The following is an 18,308-nucleotide window of genomic DNA, read 5'->3' on the forward strand; positions in this document are numbered from 1 at the left end:
GGGTCCCTGTGCCGTCAGGCCGGGTGGCCGACCGTCTCCAACTGGCCCAGTCGGCGGCGCGGCTCGACGGTGCGGACGAGTTCGGCCAGCCGCTCGGACCACTGGCCCTTGTCGGTGCCCAGGGCGACCTCGCCGAGTCGCAGCAACTGAATGTCGGAGGTGCCGGCGGGGGCGTAGATGTGCTGGGCGTCGCGCAGATAGCGCTCCACCGGACGGTCGGTGAACAGGCCGCTCGCAGCATGGATCTCCATGGCATCGCGGGCCGACTCGACGGAGGTCTCGTAATTGAGGTATTTGGCGTTCATCAGTTCCGCGTCGCAGGGCAGCCCCTGGTCGAGCAGATGCACGGCGTGGTAGGCGGCCAGCCGGGCGGTCATCAGGCGTGACTTCATCCTGCCGAGCTTCAGCTTGATGCTGTTGAGCTGGGCGAGCGGGGCACCGTACCGCTCGCGCTCGATGCACAGGGCGGTGGTCTCCTCGAAAGCGGCCTGGTGGATGCCGAGCGAGACCGCCGTCAGGTTCGGCCGGCCGTACAGCACGCTCGACGAGTAGGCGACGGCCAGGCCCCGGCCCTCGCCGCCGAGCAGATTGGCCGCCGGCACCCGGCAGTTGTCGAAGATCAGCTCACCGAAGCTGAAGCCGTGCAGGCCCATGGCGGGCTGGTGGGGGGCGAGCGAGAAACCCGGGCGGTCGGACTCGACGAGGAAGGCGGACAGCCCCTTCGAACCCTCGCCGGTGCGTACGACCACGCCGTGCACGTCACCGACGTGGCTGTTGCCCACGAAGACCTTGCGGCCGTTGAGGATGTAGTCGTCACCGTCGCGGACGGCGGTGCTGGCCATGCCGAGGACGTGGCCGCCCGACTCCGGCTCGGTGGTCGCGATCGTCGGCAGGCAGTCGCCCGCGGCGATGCGCGGCAGCCAGGTCCGCTTCTGCAACGCGTTGCCAAAGTGGATGATCTTGGCGACGCCGAGCTGGGAAGCCTGCACCATGGCCCCCATCGCCCCGCAGACCCGGGCGAGTTCTTCAATGATGATGGTCTTGGCCAGATGTCCGGCCCCCATCCCGCCGTACTCCCGGCCGATGGTCACTCCGATCCAGCCCTGCCGGGCGATAAGCCCGGACAGTTCGTGCGCGACCGTACGGGAAGATTCCATCCCGGATATTCGCGGACGTACTTCCCGCTCGGCGAACTCCCGCACGTGACGCCGTAGATCCTCGTGCCATCCGCTCGTGAAATAGCGTTCCACAACCCCTCCAACACGCTGCCTCCGAACCCGGCTGGATCCAGAGGTCGTTCGCAGGCAGTGGTTCCTCGCCCCAGGCTGACCGCCCAAGGAATTGTCTACTTATCGATCCATCTCAGCCAAGATCAGTTGGAGATGTTGACTGAAATACGGCATCTTGCGCGCTCTCTCCCGGGTGCGATACGGCGAGCCACCTGCTCACGACCGAACACACTACGGAGAGAAACCACTCACAGGTGAACAGGGGTTACCTGGACAAGGACGCAGGTTAGCCCACCAGGCAATTGCCTGGCGGGCTAACCGGGTGGGACACCGACAATCGGTCACCGTCCGCATGGCCGATAAGAGGGTCGGTTCCGCTTTCTCCGCACGGATCGACCGTCGCAGATCGGCCAACGTCCTGATGCGCTCAGCGAGGGACGGACCGCTCGGGGGTGGGGACCCTTCCGGGTACGGCACCGGACACGGCCTTCGACGGTGGCGTCGAGGTGCCGAGGGACTGCTCACTCGGCGGCACCCGGGTGCCGCGCGCGGTGGCGGGGCCGGAGCCCTGGTCCTGGGACGCCGGGACCGGCGTCGGCACCGTGGACGGGGTCGGGGCCGGGGGCCCGGACGGCTTCGGCGTGACCGAGGACGGCGGGGCCAGCGGAACCGTCGGGGAAGCGGGGCCGGACGAGGCCAGGTGCAGGGGCAGCGCGACGAGGGCGGCCACCGCACAGGTCAGGCCGGCACCGGCCGCGGCACGGAGCAGCCTGCGGCGGGCCGCGGCCCGGCGGATCGCCGCGTAGCGGCCGGCGGGCGGACCGAGATGCTCGGCCGGGGGCCGCAGGATCACCGCGAGTGGATCGTCGGGCGCGAACTCCGGGTCGTCGTCAAACCGTGTGGTCAAGGCTTCTCCTCAGGTGGACGCGGAGCAGTTCGCGGGCCGCGTGCAGATCGGCCTTGACGGTTCCTTCCTTGCGTCCGGTCAGCACGGACACCTCCCGGATCGGCATGTCAGCGTAGTAGTGGAGGAGGATCGGGACGCGCAGCCGTTCCGGCAGGGACTGCACGAGGAGACGTACCGAAGGATCCGGCGCCTCGGCATGCGGGCGGACGGCAGCCTCCGTGCGGACACGGCGTACGGCCCTGCGCTCGCGCTCCAGTTTGCGCCAGTGGTCGCGGACGATGTTGGCGGCGGTGACGTACAGGAAACCGCGGGGCTCGTCCACGGACGTCCAGCGGGCCCAGAGCCGGGTGAACGCCTCCGAGGCGATCTCGTGCGCCGTCTCGTCGTCGTCGACGAGACGGCGGCACCAGCCGGCGAGACGTGGGTACAGGGCGGCGAACAGTTCGGACGCTGCCGTGTCGCGGGACCGTTTCAACGCTCTCCAGGGTCGTACTGCCCCTCGGGGCACCGGTGGGGGGTCGGGCGGTGGCACCCGTGGGGAAAGATGCCGGGCCCACGGTGTCGCGTTCCGCCGGCCCGGCCACGGTTCCGGGCTCCAGCCGGTCAGGGCACGGTGGCGCTGAGCGCGGCGAACACGAGCACGTTGTCGGGGTAGCCGTCACCGGTGCGGGGACCGCCGCAGGTGATGAGCCGCAACTCGGGCCGGTCCACGTCGCCGTAGACCTCGTCCGACGGAAAGTCCGCCTTGGGGACCGTCCGTACGCGGGTGACGGCGAACTCCGCCTGCTTGCCGTTCTCCAGGACCGCCACGATCTTCTCACCGGCGCGCAGCCGTGCCAGGTGCCGGAAGACGCCGTCCCCGTAGGAGCCGACCGTGACATGGCCGAGGAGGACCGACGGCCCCACCTGGCCCGGCGTCGGCGAGTTCCGGTACCAGCCCGCCCGGTCGTGCGCGGTGACCGGGGGGACCTGGACGGTGCCGTCGGGCGCCAGGCCCAGTTGCAGGAGCGGGGTGTCGACGCCGATGGCCGGGATCCGCAGCCGGACCGGGACCGAACGGCCGAGCGGCCGAGGCGGGGTACCCGCACCCCCGGCCGTGGCGGGCGCCCCGCTCACCACGGCCCCACCGCCGGCCGCCTTCCCCGCTCCGTCCCCACCGTTCCCGCCGTTCCCCGCGCAGCCCGCGAGCAGCGTGGCCAGCGCAGCGGCGGCGAAGGCGCGCCTGGAGAGCGCGGTCATGCCCCGGTGGTCCCGGCGGCCCGCCGGCGGCGTACGACGAAGACCGCGCCGCCCGCCACGACGAGCGCCGCGGCGGCGCCACCGCCGAGCAGCCCGTCCCGCGAACCGGACGCCGAGGACGGCGCCACCACCCCGGTGTCGGGCGCGCCCTTGGGCACGACGGAGACCTGGCCCGGCGTCTTGGCCGGTGCGGCACCGGACGCGCGGGAGGGAACCGCGCTCGGAACCGCAGTGGCGTCCTTGGGCGCGGACGGAACGGGAGTGGCGTCCTTGGGCGCGGACGGAACGGGAGTGGCGTCCTTGGGCGCGGACGGAACGGGGGTGGCGTCCTTGGGCGCGGACGGCACCGGGGTCGGCCCGTCGGCGAACGCGGGCGCGGCGCCCGCCAGCACGGCGGTGGCGGCGAATGCCACAAGGCTCAGCACAGTACGGCGCATCGAATCGCTTCCTCTCGTCTCACCGCCCGATGGTCGGCGGGCGGTTGTGGATCGAGCGGAGAGACGAGGCGGCAGGGGTACGGGTTGTAAAGAGATGGCAAAGCCCAAAAAGGGTGCCGCCGCGACTGCCGTCAGGCGCCGGCGTCCTCCTCCGGGAAGACCGCCGCCCGGTCCAGGAAGGCCAGTTGGGCGTGTTTCTCGGGCACCTGGACGTCGGGGAGGTCCACTTCCGGGAGGACGACCGCGGGACCGGCCACGAAACCCGACTTCAGAAAACGGGCGACGGCCTTCTCGTTGCGCACGTCCGGGTCGACCACGATCCGGCGGCGGTCCAGGCCGCGCAGAACATACGCCGTGAGCACCGAGAGCAGCGCCGCCGTCCAGCCGGGCCGGGCGCCGGCCGGCCCGGCGGGAGCGAGCAGCAGATGGATGCCGATGTCTCCGGGGCGCGTCTCGTAGCACTCGCCGACCCGGTCGGCCGCGGGCTCGTAGGTCTGGAACAGGGCGACCGGTTCGCCGTCCTTGGCCAGGAGGAAGGCGTGGTGGGTGTCGAGGGTGGCCAGGTGGGCGTAGATCTCGGCCACCTGGTCCTCGGTGAGGCCGTTCATGCCCCAGAAGACGGCGCGTTCCTCGCTGACCCAGGCGTGGATCACGGCGGCGTCGGCCCGCGGGTCGAGCGGCAGGACGCGCACGGTGCCGAAGCCGTCGACCCGCTGCTCGTGGACGGCCTCACGGACGGCGGCGTACGGGGTTCCAGAACTCGGGTCGGCATACGGACCGGGGAATGGACCGGCATATGAATCGACGTGCGGGTCGGCGTGCGGGTCGGGCATCGCGGTCTCCCTCGTGAGGCGGGTCCAGTCGGTGACGACCGGGACGAGTTCGCCCCGGATCCACAGGTCGAGCTGATCGCGGTGGTGGGGTGCGCCGGGAACCCCGTCGGCACCGAACGGCACCACCCAGCGGCTGTCCTCGCGGCGGGCCAGGTCCCAGACGTAGCGGGCGGCCGGGCCGCGCGCGGCGAGGTCGGTGAGGCCCGGTACGGCGGAGGTGCACAGCACGCAGTCGTGGTCGCCGGCCAGGCCCGGTTCGGCTTCCGGCCGGCACGGCGTCCCGGGCCGCGCGCGCCAGGGGGCGAGCCGGTGGGTGTCGGCCCAGGTGCCGTACGGCGGCGCGGCGGCGACCTCCTCGACGGCGGCGCGGACGGCGGCGGGACGGTCGATGCCGTACAGCTTCTCGGCCGTCAGCAGGTGTTCGAGGGCGTGGCCGATCCGGGGGACGAGGGCGAGCCAGGGAAGCAGGACGTCCGGGTAGGCGGGCGGCTCGGTGAGCGCGGCGAACGCCGGATGTGCCGCGAGGTGGCGTACGACGGCGCCGCGCACCGCCGCGTACGCCGCGGCGTCGGCGCTGTCCGCGTCCATCCGGCGGTTCCAGGCCAGCAGGCGGTCGCGGAGCCGGGCAGCCTCGGGAGTCAGGCCGTCGAGGGCCGCCAGCCGGGCGAGCAGCGGACCGGCGGAGGCAAGGTGGGTGTCGGTGTGGATCGCGCCCATGTCGGCCGCGGACCAGACCCGGCGCCCGTCGAGGAGGGCACGGATGCGGTCGGCGCGGTGCGGCGGGGCGAACTCGATGCCGAGGGGGGCGGCGGGGCCACGCTGGTTCGCCATCACGGCGATGCCGTCGGCCAGTCCGGCGCGGGGCGTCGGGTGCCGGCCCCGCCAGGCGTACGCCGGCTCCCAGGCGGGCACCGGCCGCAGCCGGTTGGCCCCGGCCCGCTCCGGCACCCAGCCGGCGACCCGGTGCAGCAGCCCGCCCTCGGTGTCGGCGGCCTGCACGACGTTCACCGGCTCGACCCAGCGGTCGAAGGCCCGGTCGACGTCGCCGACCCGGCGGGCCCGCAGCAGCGGCAGGAGCGCGCTGAACCCCAGATCCTCGGTGACCCGGGGCGGGAAGCGGAGGGCGAGGGCGAGGGGGAGGGGGAGGAGAGGGACGGTGGGGACTGCGGGGGTTTCAGGAGTACTCGGGACGACTGCGGGGGTTTCAGGAGTACTCGGGACGACTGCGGGGGTTTCAGGAGTACTCGGGACGGTGGGGGCTGCGGGGTCCGCGAGAACCGCCGCGGGAAGGTCGTCCTCCGTCGGGACGCCGTCCGGGCCCTCCGATACGCCGTCCGGGCCCTCCGGCACACCGTCCGGGCCCTCCGATACGCCGTCCAGGCCCTCCGGTCCGCCGATGATCAGCGGGCCGCGGTCCGTCTCGATGATCTCGATCTCGACCGGAGCCTCCCCCGCCACCCGCACGGTCTCCACGTGCCGGTGTGCGCGCCGCCAGCCGCCGTCGGGCCCGAGCGCCTCCACTCCCGCGCCGGTGCGGCGCAGCCGCTCGCGGTACAGGTCCTGGTAGTCGGCCATCGCGTTGGTGATGGACCAGGCGACCGTGCCGGTGTGACCGAAGTGGGCGATGCCGGGAACGCCCGGCACGGCGAGGCCGACGACGTCGAACTCGGGGCAGGCGAGCCGGATCTGCTGATAGACGCCGGGTTCCTCGATGAACCGGTGCGGGTCGCCGGCGAGGACCGCACGCCCCGTGGCGGTGCGCGCGCCACTCACGAGCCAGCCGTTGCTGCCGGCGCTGCCCGGCCCGTCCGTGGCGAACAGCCCGACGGCGTCGGGCCCGAGGTGCCGTGCCGCCCACTCCCGCCACAACTTGGCGGGGAATCCGGCGAACAGGACGTGTGTGCCGAGCCAGACACCCATCGGCGTCCACGGCTCCCAGCGGCCCGGCGCGAGCCCGGCCCCCGCGAACTCGGGTGCGCGGCGGGCCCCTCGGCCCAGCCCCTCGTTGACCCCGTCGACGTAGGCCCGTACCCAGTCCGCCGTCTCCGAGTCCCGGCGCTCCAGGGCCGCGAAGCAGCGTCGCGCGGTGTCGTCGAGGCGGGCGCGGCGGGCGAACACGTCCCAGGACAGGGCCTCGGCACCGAGGAAGGAAGCCGAGGTTCCGCGCGAGCGGTGCCGTTCGACCTCCAGTTGCCAGGCGCGGTCGAGAGCGGTGACCCGCCCCTGCACCCGGGCGAGTTCACGGACGCTGTCGGCCCGCAGGTGCGGGATACCCCAGACATCACGGTAGATCTCGATGCTCACCCCGACCCCCATCTTTAGGTTAGCCTTACCTAATTATCTCAGGCAGTGCGGGAATCGTACGCGAGCGGCGAGAGGGCCGAGGCCCAGGGTCGGCGGGCGAGAGGACACGGCTCGGCGCGGCGGGCGGCCACCCGGCCGAACGGCACCCCCTCCCCTTGACGCGCGACCAGGGCCGACGCACGGCAGCATCGACTCATGGACGTAAGACTGCACCTCGCCCAGGACCCCGAGGCCGACGCGCTGCTCGGCCGCAGTCCGCTCGCCGCGCTGATCGGCATGCTGCTGGACCAGCAGGTGCCGATGGAGTGGGCGTTCCAGGGCCCGGCGACCATCGCGCGACGGCTCGGCACCGACGACCTGGACGCACACGAGATCGCCGCCCAGAACCCGGAGTCCTTCGCCGCGCTGCTCTCCGGGAAACCAGCCGTGCACCGCTACCCCGGCGCCATGGCGAAGAGGATCCACCAGCTGTGCCAATACCTGGTCGACCACTACGACGGGGACACCGAAGCCGTCTGGCGGGACGTCGGCAGCGGGGCCGAACTACTGAAGCGGCTGGAGGACCTGCCCGGGTTCGGCCGGCAGAAGGCACAGATCTTCCTCGCGCTGCTGGGCAAGCAGCTCGGGGTACGCCCAGAGGGCTGGCGCGAGGCCGCCGGGGTGTACGGGGAGGCGAAGTCCCATCGGTCCGTCGCCGACATCACCGGGCCCACGTCACTGGCCAAGGTGCGCGCGTACAAACAGGAACTGAAGTCGGCGACGAAGACGGCAAAGACTGCACAGCCGTCACAACCGGCCGACACGGCGAAGAAGGCCACCGGCACGACACAGACGACCGCCGGTAGGGCGAAGACGACTGCCGGCACGGCGAGGACGGCCAGGACCGCCGACAGGCCGAGGAAGCCAGGGCAGACCGAGAAGCCCGAGAAGCCCGGGAAGCCCGGGAAGTCGTCCGGCGGGTCGGGGAAGTCCGGGAGATCGGGAACATCGGAAAAATAGCGTCAGCCGGCGTGTCAGCCGGGTGGCCCGTCCCGGGTGGCGGGCCGCTCGGGGCCGATCCCAGCATGGAGCATGACCGAGCCACCGAGCAGCGGCTCCAACTGGGGCCCCGAGTACGACGACCGCAAGGTCCACGCCACCCACCCGGCGACCGCGACCGGCCGCCACGACCCCGAACCGCCTTTCGAGGGGCCGCTGCACGCCCTGTCGCGCGCCGCCTGGCAGGTCGTCCTGCTCACCGGCGTCGCCTCGTTCATCCTGGGCATCCTCGTCCTGGTCTGGCCGAGCGTCTCGTTGCTCATCGCCGGTGTGCTGTTCGGCATCTACCTGGTGGTGAGCGGCATCTTCCAGTTGTCCGCCGCCTTCGGCACGCACAAGGCGACCTCGCTGCGCGTGCTCGCCTTCATCAGCGGCGCGCTGTCGATCGTGCTGGGCCTGTTCTGCTTCCGCGGCCCGATGCAGTCGATCCTGCTGCTCGCCCTGTGGATCGGCATCGGCTGGCTGATCCGCGGCATCACCCAGACCCTGGCCGCGGCCTCCGACGGCGCCATGCCCGCGCGGGCCTGGCAGATCTTCCTCGGGGTCGTCACCTTCATCGCCGGGATCGTGCTGATCGTCTCGCCGTTCGATTCGATCGCCGTCCTCACCGTGGTCGCCGGAGCCTGGCTGGTCGCCGTCGGCATCGTCGAGATCATCACGTCCATCGGCATCCACAACCACGCCGGCCAGGTGCCGCGCGTCGTGTGACGACGCTCCGTACGCCGTGCGAGCGGATCCCGCAGCCATCGCGATGAACGCCGAACGCCCCGCGGGGAGACGACCTTCCATGAGCAGTACGCGCACCCTCCGGTCCGGCCGAGTCTGGTTGCGGGTGCTCGTGCTGCTGGCGCTGCTGGTGCCGGGCACCCTCACCGAGGCGCACACGACGCCGGTCGTCGCCGGCAACATCGTCCAGCACGACGGCTTCGACACGGCCCTGCGGCCACCGCCCCGGGCCGTCCACCACCCCCTGGCGGCCGCGCGCCCCTCGCCCCTCGCCGACCCGCCGACCGCCGTCCCGCACGGGCAACCGCTCCCCCTGCCGCCCCGACCCTCGCACGCCCTGCGCGCCCGCTGTTCCGTGGTCCTGCGCTGCTGAGACGGACCTGCCCTTCCCCGGTCCGTCAGCACCCCAGGCAGCACACACGAGGAACCACGAGGAACACGGCCATGCCCTCAGACCCGTACGCGGTCCTGCGCGCCCTGCTGCGCGCGGAGGCCCTGCGCAGCACACCGAAACCGGACACGGACAAACCGAAGCCGCATCAGCAACCCGTGAAGCGGCCACGCGGCTGGCGCGATTGACCCATCGCCACGATCACGATCGACACCATCGACACGATGGCCGCGATCGACGTGGTGGTGCCGCGCTGCGCCCGGCACCACCACGTCGGCCCATCACGTCCATGCGATCTCTATCTGATCTCTATCCGATCTCCATACGATCGCCCATACGCCCCTCAGCCCACCCCCACACCCCCGCACCCCCACATTCCCTTCCCCCACACCCCCTCCCCCCTTCCCCCCTTCCCCCACACCCCCCTCCCCCCTTTCCGCGCCCCCCTCGCCCCCCTTCCCAGCGCCCCGTACCCTCTCTCCCTCCACCCCCGCGGGGCTCAACGCCTCCCGTCTGGCACTGTCAACGCCTTCTGCGGGCCGTGCCGAACAGGGAGCGGGTGATCTCCCGTCCGAGCTGTGTGCCCACCGAACGGGCGAGGGACTTGAACACGCCGCTGCCGACGACCTGTTCGACCAGGGTCGGCTCCTCCTTCGGCGCCCCGCCCCGCCGCGCCGGGGCCTGCGGCTGATCCGGCCGCGGCTGCTCCTGCGCCGCCGCCAGTTTCTCGTACGCCGACTCGCGGTCCACAGCCTGTGCATAACGCCCGCACAACGGAGACTCCCGCACGGCCCGGTCCAGGGCGGTGGCGTCGACGGGGCCCATCAGGGACTCCGGCGCACGCAACCGGGTCGCGGCGACCGGGGTCGGGGCACCTTTCTCGCTGAGCACGGTGACCACGGCCTCGCCGGTGCCGAGACCGGTGAGCAGTTCTTCGAGGTCGTACGCCGAGTACGGGAACGTCTTCACGGTGGCCTTCAGGGCCTTCTGATCCTCCGGGGTGAAGGCCCGCAGCGAGTGCTGGACCCGGTTGCCGAGTTGCGCGAGAACGTCGGAGGGCACGTCCTTCGGGGTCTGGGTGACGAAGAAAACGCCGACCCCTTTCGAGCGAATGAGCCGCACGGTCTGCGTGATCGAGTCCAGGAACGCCTTGGACGCGCCGTCGAACAGCAGGTGCGCCTCCTCGAAGAAGAAGACCAGCTTCGGCTTGTCCACGTCGCCGACCTCGGGGAGGTCGTGGAAGAGATCGGCGAGCAGCCACATCAGGAAGGTCGAGAACAACTGCGGCCGGTCCTGCACAGCGGGCAGTTCGAGGACGGAGACGATGCCGCGGCCGTCGTCCGCAGTGCGCAGGAAGTCGCCGGGTTCGAACTCCGGCTCGCCGAAGAAGTCGGCCATGCCCTGCGCCTCGAAGGCGGTGAGAGAGCGCAGGATCACCCCGGCCGTCGCCGTCGACAGCCCGCCGATCGCCTTCAGCTCCGCCCTGCCCTCCTCGGAGGTCAGGAACGCGACGACCGCCCTGAGGTCCTTGAGGTCGAACAGTTCGAGGCCCTTGGTGTCGGCGTAGTGGAAGATCAGGCCGAGCGACTGCTCCTGGGTCTGGTTGAGCCCGAGCACCTTCGACAGCAGCACGGGGCCGAAGCTGGTGACCGTGGCCCGGACCGGGATGCCGTGGCCCACCCCGCCGAGGGCGAAGAACTCGACGGGGAAGCCGGTCGCCGTCCACTGCTGGTGCACATCCGCCGCACGGCCCCGCACCCGGGCGTCCCCGGTGCCCGGCGCCGAGATCCCGGACAGGTCCCCCTTGACGTCGGCCAGGAACACAGGAACGCCCTGCACCGACAACTGCTCGGCGATCAGTTGCAGGGTCTTGGTCTTGCCGGTGCCGGTGGCGCCCGCGACCAGACCGTGCCGGTTGAGCATCGGGAGCGGGATGCGGACCTGCGCGTCGGGCAGGCACAACCCGTCCCACAGCAGGGCGCCGAGATCCAGCGCCGGGCCCGCGAAGGCGTACCCAGCGGCGATCTCCAGGGCCTCCTTCGGCAGTGCGGGAGCGCTCCCGCGCATTTCCGGGGAAGCGGCCGGCCGCACGGTCTCGCTGTCACTCATCTCGGACCCCTGTTCCCGATATGCCCTTATTTAGGGCGCTTTTTCCAGCGTCGCACTCCGTCGCCACGGCTGCGCCCGGAACGTGTGGACCGGTAGGCTTTCCGTGTGATCTTCAAGCGCATCGGAAACGGCCGGCCGTACCCCGACCACGGCCGGGAGAGCACCCGGCAGTGGGCGGACGTCGCACCGCGCCCGGTCCGCCTCGATCAGCTCGTGACGACCAAGGGCCAACTCGACCTGGAAACGCTCCTCGCCGAGGACTCGACCTTCTACGGCGACCTCTTCGCGCACGTCGTGAAGTGGCAGGGCGACCTCTACTTGGAGGACGGACTGCACCGCGCGGTCCGTGCGGCTCTCCAGCAGCGCCAGGTGCTGCACGCACGCGTGCTCGAACTGGACTGACCCCGCGGAGCCGACCCGAGCGACCCGACCGGCGGCCCTCCCGGCCCCACACCCACCAGTCGGCCATCTCCGGCACGGTGGTTGACCCTTTCGGGTTCTCCTACGCCATCGAATGATCATCTAGTAGGCACGGCAGCCCAGGCGCACTACGCTGCGGCCATGAGCATGCTGACTCCCCCCGGCATGGGCGGCAAGTACCGGATCACGGGGGACAAATACCCCAGGATGCGCCCTCGTCGGCGACGCGGCAGGCTCGCGTTCGGGCTAATTGCCGTGGTCGCCGTACTCGCCCTGATCGGCTGGGGGACCTGGCAGCTCATCGACGTCTTCACCGGCGGGAAGAAGGCGTCGGCGGCGAACGCCGAGCCGGACTGCCCCACCGGGGCCGACGCCTCGGCGAGCCCGGCCGCGACAGTGCCCCGGCCCAGCAGCATCACCGTGAACGTCTACAACGCCACGCCGCGCACCGGCCTCGCGAAGACCACCGCGGACGAGCTGAAGAAACGCGGCTTCAAGATCGGCGAGGTCGGCAACGCGCCGACCCAGTTCGACCAGAAGATCAAGGGCACGGGGATACTGCTCGGCCCCGACTCCGCGCGGAACACCACGCTGCCCGTCCTCGCCACCCAGCTCGGCGACGCAGAGCGTCGTACCGACGCCGGACGCAAGGGCACCACCCTCGACCTCATCATCGGCACCGCCTTCAAGGGTCTCGCGAACCCGGCGGACGCCGAGAAGGCGCTGGCCGAGCTGACCCCGTCCAAGACGACGCCCGCCACGTCGAAGAAGAACTGCTGACGCGTCCCCGCGGTCGCCCGCGGCGGGAAGGGGACGGGGCGGGGGGTGTCCGCCCGCAGCGGCCGGCATCCGTCACCGGTTCCCCGTCGACGAGCATCAGCGCCGGTCCGAGGACGGACACCCCCCGCCCCGGCCCCGACCCACCCACCACGACCAGGCGCTACGCACGCCCCCACCGCCTCGCACGGGCGCCGCAGGCACCCCGCACGCCCCACCGAACCCGCACAAGCGCTGCCACCCCGCACACCCACGAGCCCGCACAGACGCCGCAGGCACCCGGTGCTACTCGGCAGCGCCGTACAACCGATCCCCCGCGTCCCCCAGGCCGGGAATGATGTAGCCCTGCTCATTGAGGTGGTCGTCGACCGCGGCCGTGACGACCGTGACCGGGGTACCCGCGAGTTCGCGTTCCATGACCTCGACGCCCTCCGGGGCGGCGAGCAGCACCACGGCGGTCACGTCGTCGGCGCCACGCCTGATCAGCTCCCGGATCGCCGCGACCAGCGTGCCGCCGGTGGCGAGCATCGGGTCCAGGACGTAGAGCTGCCGGCCGGAGAGGTCCTCCGGCATCCGGGTGGCGTACGTGGACGCCTGAAGCGTCTCCTCGTTGCGGATCATGCCGAGGAAGCCCACCTCGGCGGTCGGCAGCAGCCGGACCATGCCGTCCAGCATGCCGAGCCCGGCGCGCAGGATCGGCACCACCAGCGGGCGCGGGTGGGACAGTTTGACGCCGGTGGTCGTGGCCACCGGCGTGGTGATGTCGACCTGTTCGGTACGTACGTCCCGGGTGGCCTCGTAGGCCAGCAGGGTGACCAGTTCGTCGGCGAGTCGCCGGAAGGTCGCGGAGTCGGTGCGCTGGTCGCGCAGCGTGGTGAGTTTGTGGGCGACCAGGGGGTGGTCGACGACGTGGAGACGCATGCCCATAACAGTAACCGCGCCCTTGCACCGCTTGCGCTGGCATCAAACCACCCGTTCGAGGGAAAGTGGGATGGACTGACCAGGGTGGTGAAACGATGCCTGAGCAGCCTGATCACCAGTCGGACGCGCCCGGCGACCCCGTCGCGCCCGACCGCACCGACGCGCCCGGCGCAACCACCGGGAGCACGTCCGGGCCCGGAACCGAACCCGGAACCGAACCCGAGACCGAACCCGAGACCGACGCCGAGCGCCGACGCCGCCGGGCCCGGTTCCTGCGCGAGCTGGCGGAGGCGCGCGAGCTGCGCGACCGCGTCCAGCCGCGCCGCGCCAAGGTGGCCAGACTCCGGCAGACACTGCGCATGCGGACCTTCCGCTGGTAGGGAAGATCGGCGGTCCCCGGTGCGTTGCGAGTGAGGCCGTGCGTGAGCGCGCCCAAAAGCCGCGTACGATCCGCAGGTGGCGGCAACGAGTGCGCTGGTGATTCCTTGACCGACGTACGGATGCGACTTTGCATTCGCACGATCAAAACTGCCAGACACAGGGAGCCGAAGACGTCCCCTGAGCGCTTTGTTTCTGCCACGATTCCGAGTGGGCGGGGCTCGGAGCACAGCTCTCTCCGCCCAGAACCTCCGCCGGGGGGACCCCCAACCGGCACGCCTAAGACCAGTGGGAGAGTCACGGTGTACTTCGCCGCACTGCTCGCGCGCACCGAAGACGGGTGGGAAGCGAGCGACACAGAGCTCGACGATGTGGAAACCCTGTCGGATCTGGCCGACCTGGCCCGGGAAGCCTCTCCCGAAGAGGACACGGTGCTCGTCCTGATCGAGCAGGAGGACGCGTGGTTCGGCGTCGTCCGCGTGGACGGCGAGGACGACCCTCGCATCTACGTCTCCGACGCCGCCGCCGCTGCCCGCAGCGCCTACGGCGAACTCCTGCTCACCGACGAACTGCTCGGCCGCGAGCCCGGCTCGGACGGCCCCGACCTGGATGCCCTCGACCTCGACGGCACGGAGGACGGTGAGTCCGAAGACGAGGACGAGGACGAGGACGGGGACGGCCCGTCCGCCGACGCGGTGGGCCACGGCCCGGTCGGCGACAGCGAGATCCTCGACGACCTCGGCGTCAGCGAGAAGGAGCTGCGCGCCCTGGATGCGGAGGACGCCCTGGGCTCGATCGCCGAGGCTCTGGGCGCCTCGGAGGTGCTGGAGACCGTCCGCTGACCGGATCACCCGCGCAGCGGATCCCTGATCCGGTACGCGACCGCTGGCGGGCCGCGATGCGGCTCGCCCTGACGGAGGCCGAGCAGGCCGTCCGGGGCGGGGACGTCCCGGTCGGCGCCGTCGTGCTGTCCCCGGACGGCGCGACGGTCCTCGCGAGCGGCCACAACGAACGCGAGGCCACCGGCGACCCCACGGCCCACGCGGAGGTCCTCGCGCTCCGGCGGGCCGCCGCCGCACTGGGCGCCTGGCGGCTCACGGGGTGCACCCTCGTGGTCACGCTGGAGCCCTGCACGATGTGCGCGGGCGCCCTCGTGCAGTCCCGTGTCGACCGCGTCGTCTACGGGGCCCGCGACGAGAAGGCGGGTGCGGCCGGCTCCCTCTGGGATCTCGTGCGCGACCGACGGCTCAACCACCGGCCCGAGGTCGTCGAGGGCGTCCTGGCCGAGGACTGCGCCCAGCTGCTCAGCGAGTTCTTCCGGGAGCGCTGACATACCGATTTCAGCCGCCGGCCCCCGGTGCTGTAGGGTCTCCCTCGGTAGCGTGTCCGAGCGGCCGAAGGAGCTCGCCTCGAAAGCGAGTGTGGCGCAAGTCACCGAGGGTTCAAATCCCTCCGCTACCGCTGTAGAAGGGCCTCGTCGACCGACGGGGCCCTTTCGCATGGGCGGTGCGAGTCCGGCAAAAGCCCTCGGCAAAAGCCCTCGGACGGCGGGCCGTTGGTTCCCGTGGGGCACGTGAAGGCTACACTCACCGCCGGCAGCAGGCGGCCCGACGGACACATCAGTGACAGGGGAGGCGCGGTGGCGGTGAACGCCAAGAAGATCGCCGTGTACGTGCTCGTGGTCTTCGTGCTGTACGTGATCATCACGGATCCGGCCAAGGCGGCGGACTACGTCCAGATAGGGTTCGAGGGCATATCGAACGCGGCCAAGGCCATCGGTGACTTCATGACCTGGGCCGTCAACGGAGGAAAGAGCTGAGGGAACGCCCATGATCCGCCACTTGGTCCTGTTCAAGCTCAACGAGGGCGTCGAGCGCGACGACCCGCGCGTCCAGGCGGGCGAGGCGGCCTTCCGGCCCCTGGGCGACCGCATCGAGGACCTGCGCTTCTGGGAGTGCGGCTGGAACGTCTCCGACCGGCCCGTCGCCTACGACTTCGCGATCAACTCGGCGGTCGACGACGCCGACGCCCTCAAGCGCTACCTGGAGCACCCGGCGCACCAGGCGGGCGTCGCACTGTGGCGGGAGTTCGCCACCTGGGTGATCGCCGACTACGAGTTCTGAGCCGTACGGTCGAAACTCGCCCCCGCACCGGAGTGGTGCGGGGATTTTTTGCGTCTCATGCCCCACTTCATCAGTCAACACGTCGTTATGCGGTGCTTGAACACAGTGCACATGTCTTGTGATGCTATGACCGCTTTTGACGGATGAGGTGTCCGATAGAAGAGGTGGCGTTGACCTTGTCGGCCAGTACTGCGCCGCCCCAGGACGGGGCTCCCGCTCCGGCCCCGGACCCGGTGCCCGAGAAGCGGCGCGGTGCCGACACCCGTGCCCTCACCCAGGTGCTCTTCGCCCAGCTCAAGGACTTGCAGCCGGGCACCTCCGAGCACAACCGGGTGCGCGGGGCGCTCATCGAGGCCAACCTCCCGCTCGTGCGCTACGCGGCCGCCCGCTTCCGCTCCCGCAACGAGCCCATGGAGGACGTGGTCCAGGTGGGCACCATCGGCCTCATCAACGCCATCGACCGCTTCGACCCGGACCGGGGCGTGCAGTTCCCGACCTTCGCGATGCCGACCGTCGTCGGCGAGATCAAACGGTACTTCCGGGACAACGTCCGCACCGTCCACGTACCGCGCCGGCTGCACGAACTGTGGGTGCAGGTCAACAGTGCGACCGAGGACCTGACGACGGCGTTCGGACGCTCCCCGTCCACCGCCGAGATCGCCGAGCGGCTGCGGATCAGCGAGGAGGAGGTGCTGTCCTGCATCGAGGCGGGCCGCTCGTACCACGCGACCTCCCTGGAGGCCGCGCAGGAGGGCGACGGGCTGCCCGGGCTGCTGGACCGCATCGGCTACGAGGACCCGGCCCTGGACGGCGTCGAGCACCGCGACCTGGTCCGTCACCTGCTGGTCCAACTCCCGGAACGGGAGCAGAGAATCCTTTTGCTGCGCTACTACAGCAACCTCACCCAGTCGCAGATCAGCGCGGAACTCGGCGTCTCCCAGATGCACGTCTCACGGCTGCTCGCGCGCAGCTTCCAGCGGCTGCGGTCGGCGAACCGGATCGACGCGTAGGGGCTCCGCCGGCCGGGCGGGCGGCACCGCGCCGCCGGCGTGTGCGCCGTCGTTCCGTACGGCACCCTCGTGGCTGGTCACGCGGTTTCCCGCGCCCCCCTGCGGGACCGCACCCCCGGACGCCACCCCGAGCCTCCAGCGCCCCGAGTCTCCGCCACCGCGAGACTCCGCCGCCCCGGCCTCCGCCGCGACGCCGCCGACGGGCCGCCGACGGGCCCCGACGACCCGCCGCGCATCCGCCGCCGTACCGCTCCGGCGCACAACCGAATGCGAGAGCGATCGATCACCGGACCGAGCGATTCGCCCACCAGGGAAGATTCCGACATCCACCGGCCCACGGGCCGCCAGACCCCCTCCTGGCTGGGCTGATTCAGAACTATCATGTCGACATGTCACTACAGCGCGTTGCCGACATGTGACATTCTGCGGGAAGCGCGTTTGCCGTGGCTCCGGCTCCGGTATTCAGGTGAAGGTTGCGTTCCTCCCAGGGGACGCACCGCGACCGTCCCGCGACCCAAAGGGGGTGGCATGTCCGCAGACCAGGGCAGCTCGAAGGTGCTCACGCCCACGAACAGCGAGGCAGCGCCCAAGGAGCTCGACGCTCTCGACGTGCTCGACGACGTCACGGCCCTTGAGGCCACGCCCAACCCGGCCGTCTCGGCCGGCTCGGAGGCCATCGACACCCGCACCCTGTCCCGCTCCCTGTTCCTGCGGCTCGCCGCACTCGACGAGAACAGCCCCGAGCGTGCCTACGTCCGGGACACCCTCATCGAACTCAACCTCCCGCTCGTGCGGTACGCGGCAGCCCGCTTCCGCTCCCGCAACGAGCCCATGGAGGACATCGTCCAGGTCGGCACCATCGGCCTGATCAAGGCCATCGACCGCTTCGACTGTGAACGCGGCGTCGAGTTCCCGACGTTCGCGATGCCGACGGTCGTGGGCGAGATCAAGCGCTTCTTCCGCGACACCTCGTGGTCGGTGCGGGTCCCGCGGCGGCTCCAGGAGCTGCGGCTGGCGCTCACGAAGGCCAGTGACGAGCTGTCCCAGAAGCTGGACCGCTCCCCGACCGTGCCCGAACTCGCCGCGGTCCTGGGTGTGTCGGAGGAGGACGTGGTCGACGGGCTGGCCGTGGGCAACGCCTACACGGCCTCGTCCCTGGACTCCCCGGCCCCCGAGGACGACGGCGGCGAGGGCTCCCTGGCCGACCGCCTCGGCTACGAGGACACCGCTCTGGAGGGCGTCGAGTACCGGGAGTCCCTGAAGCCGCTGCTGGCCAAACTCCCGCCCCGCGAGCGGCGGATCATCATGCTCCGCTTCTTCGCCAACATGACCCAGTCCCAGATCGGCGAGGAGGTCGGCATCTCCCAGATGCATGTCTCCCGCCTGCTGACCCGGACCCTGTCGCAGCTGCGCGAAGGTCTCATCTCGGACTGAGGCCGGCCCCCAGCCCCTCCGCCTCCCTCCCC

General features: G+C 71.3%; 20 protein-coding genes, 1 tRNA gene and 1 pseudogene. 14 read left to right on the top strand and 8 right to left on the bottom strand.

Annotated features, from left to right (window positions below; translation table 11 throughout):
• Nucleotides 1–14: 14 nt before the first annotated feature.
• From ACFY2B_RS33980 to ACFY2B_RS34005, 6 genes are all read right to left on the bottom strand, one after another.
• On the bottom strand, nt 15–1,250 hold the full coding sequence (locus ACFY2B_RS33980) for an acyl-CoA dehydrogenase family protein (protein WP_390766915.1): 1,236 nt from the start codon (nt 1,248–1,250) through the stop codon (nt 15–17).
• Nucleotides 1,251–1,656: 406 nt separating this feature from the next.
• The gene (locus tag ACFY2B_RS33985) at nt 1,657–2,136 is read right to left on the bottom strand and encodes a hypothetical protein (RefSeq protein ID WP_390766916.1); all 480 of its coding nucleotides are present in this window, start codon (nt 2,134–2,136) and stop codon (nt 1,657–1,659) included.
• On the bottom strand, nt 2,120–2,611 hold the full coding sequence (locus tag ACFY2B_RS33990) for an RNA polymerase sigma factor (RefSeq protein ID WP_390766917.1): 492 nt from the start codon (nt 2,609–2,611) through the stop codon (nt 2,120–2,122). The genes ACFY2B_RS33985 and ACFY2B_RS33990 overlap by 17 nt, the downstream gene beginning before the upstream one ends.
• Before the next feature lie 128 nt (nt 2,612–2,739).
• Nucleotides 2,740–3,375 (bottom strand): class F sortase, encoded by a 636-nt coding sequence (locus ACFY2B_RS33995; protein ID WP_390766918.1) that lies wholly within the window; start codon nt 3,373–3,375, stop codon nt 2,740–2,742.
• Complete coding sequence (locus ACFY2B_RS34000; protein WP_390766919.1) at nt 3,372–3,812, bottom strand: sortase-dependent protein; 441 nt, start codon at nt 3,810–3,812, stop codon at nt 3,372–3,374. Before ACFY2B_RS34000 ends, ACFY2B_RS33995 begins: the two co-directional genes overlap by 4 nt.
• Before the next feature lie 131 nt (nt 3,813–3,943).
• A complete protein-coding gene (locus ACFY2B_RS34005; protein ID WP_390766920.1) occupies nt 3,944–6,949 on the bottom strand; it encodes a GNAT family N-acetyltransferase in 3,006 nt (1,001 codons plus the stop codon).
• Nucleotides 6,950–7,144: 195 nt separating this feature from the next.
• Between ACFY2B_RS34005 and ACFY2B_RS34010 the strand changes: the two are divergent.
• From ACFY2B_RS34010 to ACFY2B_RS34025, 4 genes and pseudogenes are all read left to right on the top strand, one after another.
• Nucleotides 7,145–7,732 (top strand): annotated as a pseudogene (locus ACFY2B_RS34010) (HhH-GPD-type base excision DNA repair protein); the annotation flags it as partial.
• Between the two features lie 288 nt (nt 7,733–8,020).
• Nucleotides 8,021–8,695, top strand: a complete 675-nt coding sequence (locus tag ACFY2B_RS34015; protein WP_390766921.1) for an HdeD family acid-resistance protein — start codon at nt 8,021–8,023, stop codon at nt 8,693–8,695.
• 79 nt (nt 8,696–8,774) lie between these two features.
• Entirely contained in the window at nt 8,775–9,086 is a 312-nt protein-coding gene (locus ACFY2B_RS34020; RefSeq protein ID WP_390766922.1) for a hypothetical protein, read from the top strand.
• 71 nt (nt 9,087–9,157) lie between these two features.
• Nucleotides 9,158–9,292, top strand: a complete 135-nt coding sequence (locus tag ACFY2B_RS34025) for a hypothetical protein (RefSeq protein ID WP_390766923.1) — start codon at nt 9,158–9,160, stop codon at nt 9,290–9,292.
• Nucleotides 9,293–9,626: 334 nt separating this feature from the next.
• On the opposite strand, the gene ACFY2B_RS34030 is transcribed toward ACFY2B_RS34025, so the two are convergent.
• A complete protein-coding gene (locus ACFY2B_RS34030) occupies nt 9,627–11,213 on the bottom strand; it encodes a helicase HerA-like domain-containing protein (protein WP_390766924.1) in 1,587 nt (528 codons plus the stop codon).
• Nucleotides 11,214–11,318: 105 nt separating this feature from the next.
• Between ACFY2B_RS34030 and ACFY2B_RS34035 the strand changes: the two genes are divergently transcribed.
• Both ACFY2B_RS34035 and ACFY2B_RS34040 read left to right on the top strand, forming a co-directional pair.
• Complete coding sequence (locus ACFY2B_RS34035; RefSeq protein WP_003999914.1) at nt 11,319–11,615, top strand: type II toxin-antitoxin system VapB family antitoxin; 297 nt, start codon at nt 11,319–11,321, stop codon at nt 11,613–11,615.
• 159 nt (nt 11,616–11,774) lie between these two features.
• Nucleotides 11,775–12,413 carry a LytR C-terminal domain-containing protein gene (locus ACFY2B_RS34040; protein ID WP_390766925.1) on the top strand — a complete coding sequence of 213 codons (639 nt, stop codon included), beginning with the start codon at nt 11,775–11,777 and terminating at the stop codon, nt 12,411–12,413.
• 282 nt (nt 12,414–12,695) lie between these two features.
• Here the strand turns inward: ACFY2B_RS34040 and upp are convergent, their stop codons facing one another.
• Nucleotides 12,696–13,331: a uracil phosphoribosyltransferase gene (upp, locus tag ACFY2B_RS34045; protein WP_390766926.1), complete on the bottom strand. Its 636-nt coding sequence runs from the start codon at nt 13,329–13,331 to the stop codon at nt 12,696–12,698.
• Nucleotides 13,332–13,426: 95 nt separating this feature from the next.
• Between upp and ACFY2B_RS34050 the strand changes: the two genes are divergently transcribed.
• The 8 genes from ACFY2B_RS34050 (at nt 13,427) to ACFY2B_RS34085 (ending at nt 18,276) form a co-directional block, all read left to right on the top strand.
• Entirely contained in the window at nt 13,427–13,711 is a 285-nt protein-coding gene (locus tag ACFY2B_RS34050) for a hypothetical protein (protein WP_390766927.1), read from the top strand.
• A 300-nt stretch (nt 13,712–14,011) separates the two neighbouring features.
• Nucleotides 14,012–14,551, top strand: a complete 540-nt coding sequence (locus ACFY2B_RS34055) for a hypothetical protein (protein WP_390766928.1) — start codon at nt 14,012–14,014, stop codon at nt 14,549–14,551.
• A gap of 56 nt (nt 14,552–14,607) precedes the next feature.
• On the top strand, nt 14,608–15,039 hold the full coding sequence (gene tadA / locus ACFY2B_RS34060; RefSeq protein ID WP_390766929.1) for a tRNA adenosine(34) deaminase TadA: 432 nt from the start codon (nt 14,608–14,610) through the stop codon (nt 15,037–15,039).
• 46 nt (nt 15,040–15,085) lie between these two features.
• Nucleotides 15,086–15,170, top strand: a tRNA-Ser gene (locus tag ACFY2B_RS34065).
• Between the two features lie 178 nt (nt 15,171–15,348).
• Complete coding sequence (locus tag ACFY2B_RS34070; RefSeq protein WP_376531153.1) at nt 15,349–15,528, top strand: hypothetical protein; 180 nt, start codon at nt 15,349–15,351, stop codon at nt 15,526–15,528.
• Between the two features lie 10 nt (nt 15,529–15,538).
• A complete protein-coding gene (locus ACFY2B_RS34075) occupies nt 15,539–15,832 on the top strand; it encodes a Dabb family protein (protein WP_390766930.1) in 294 nt (97 codons plus the stop codon).
• A gap of 143 nt (nt 15,833–15,975) precedes the next feature.
• Entirely contained in the window at nt 15,976–16,842 is an 867-nt protein-coding gene (locus tag ACFY2B_RS34080) for an RNA polymerase sigma factor SigF (protein WP_376531113.1), read from the top strand.
• A gap of 528 nt (nt 16,843–17,370) precedes the next feature.
• Nucleotides 17,371–18,276, top strand: coding sequence for an RNA polymerase sigma factor SigF (locus tag ACFY2B_RS34085; RefSeq protein WP_390766931.1), 906 nt, complete (start codon nt 17,371–17,373; stop codon nt 18,274–18,276).
• Nucleotides 18,277–18,308: the final 32 nt, after the last annotated feature.

It is taken from the genome of Streptomyces sp. NPDC001270 (genome assembly GCF_042896695.1).
Lineage (GTDB): Bacteria > Actinomycetota > Actinomycetes > Streptomycetales > Streptomycetaceae > Streptomyces.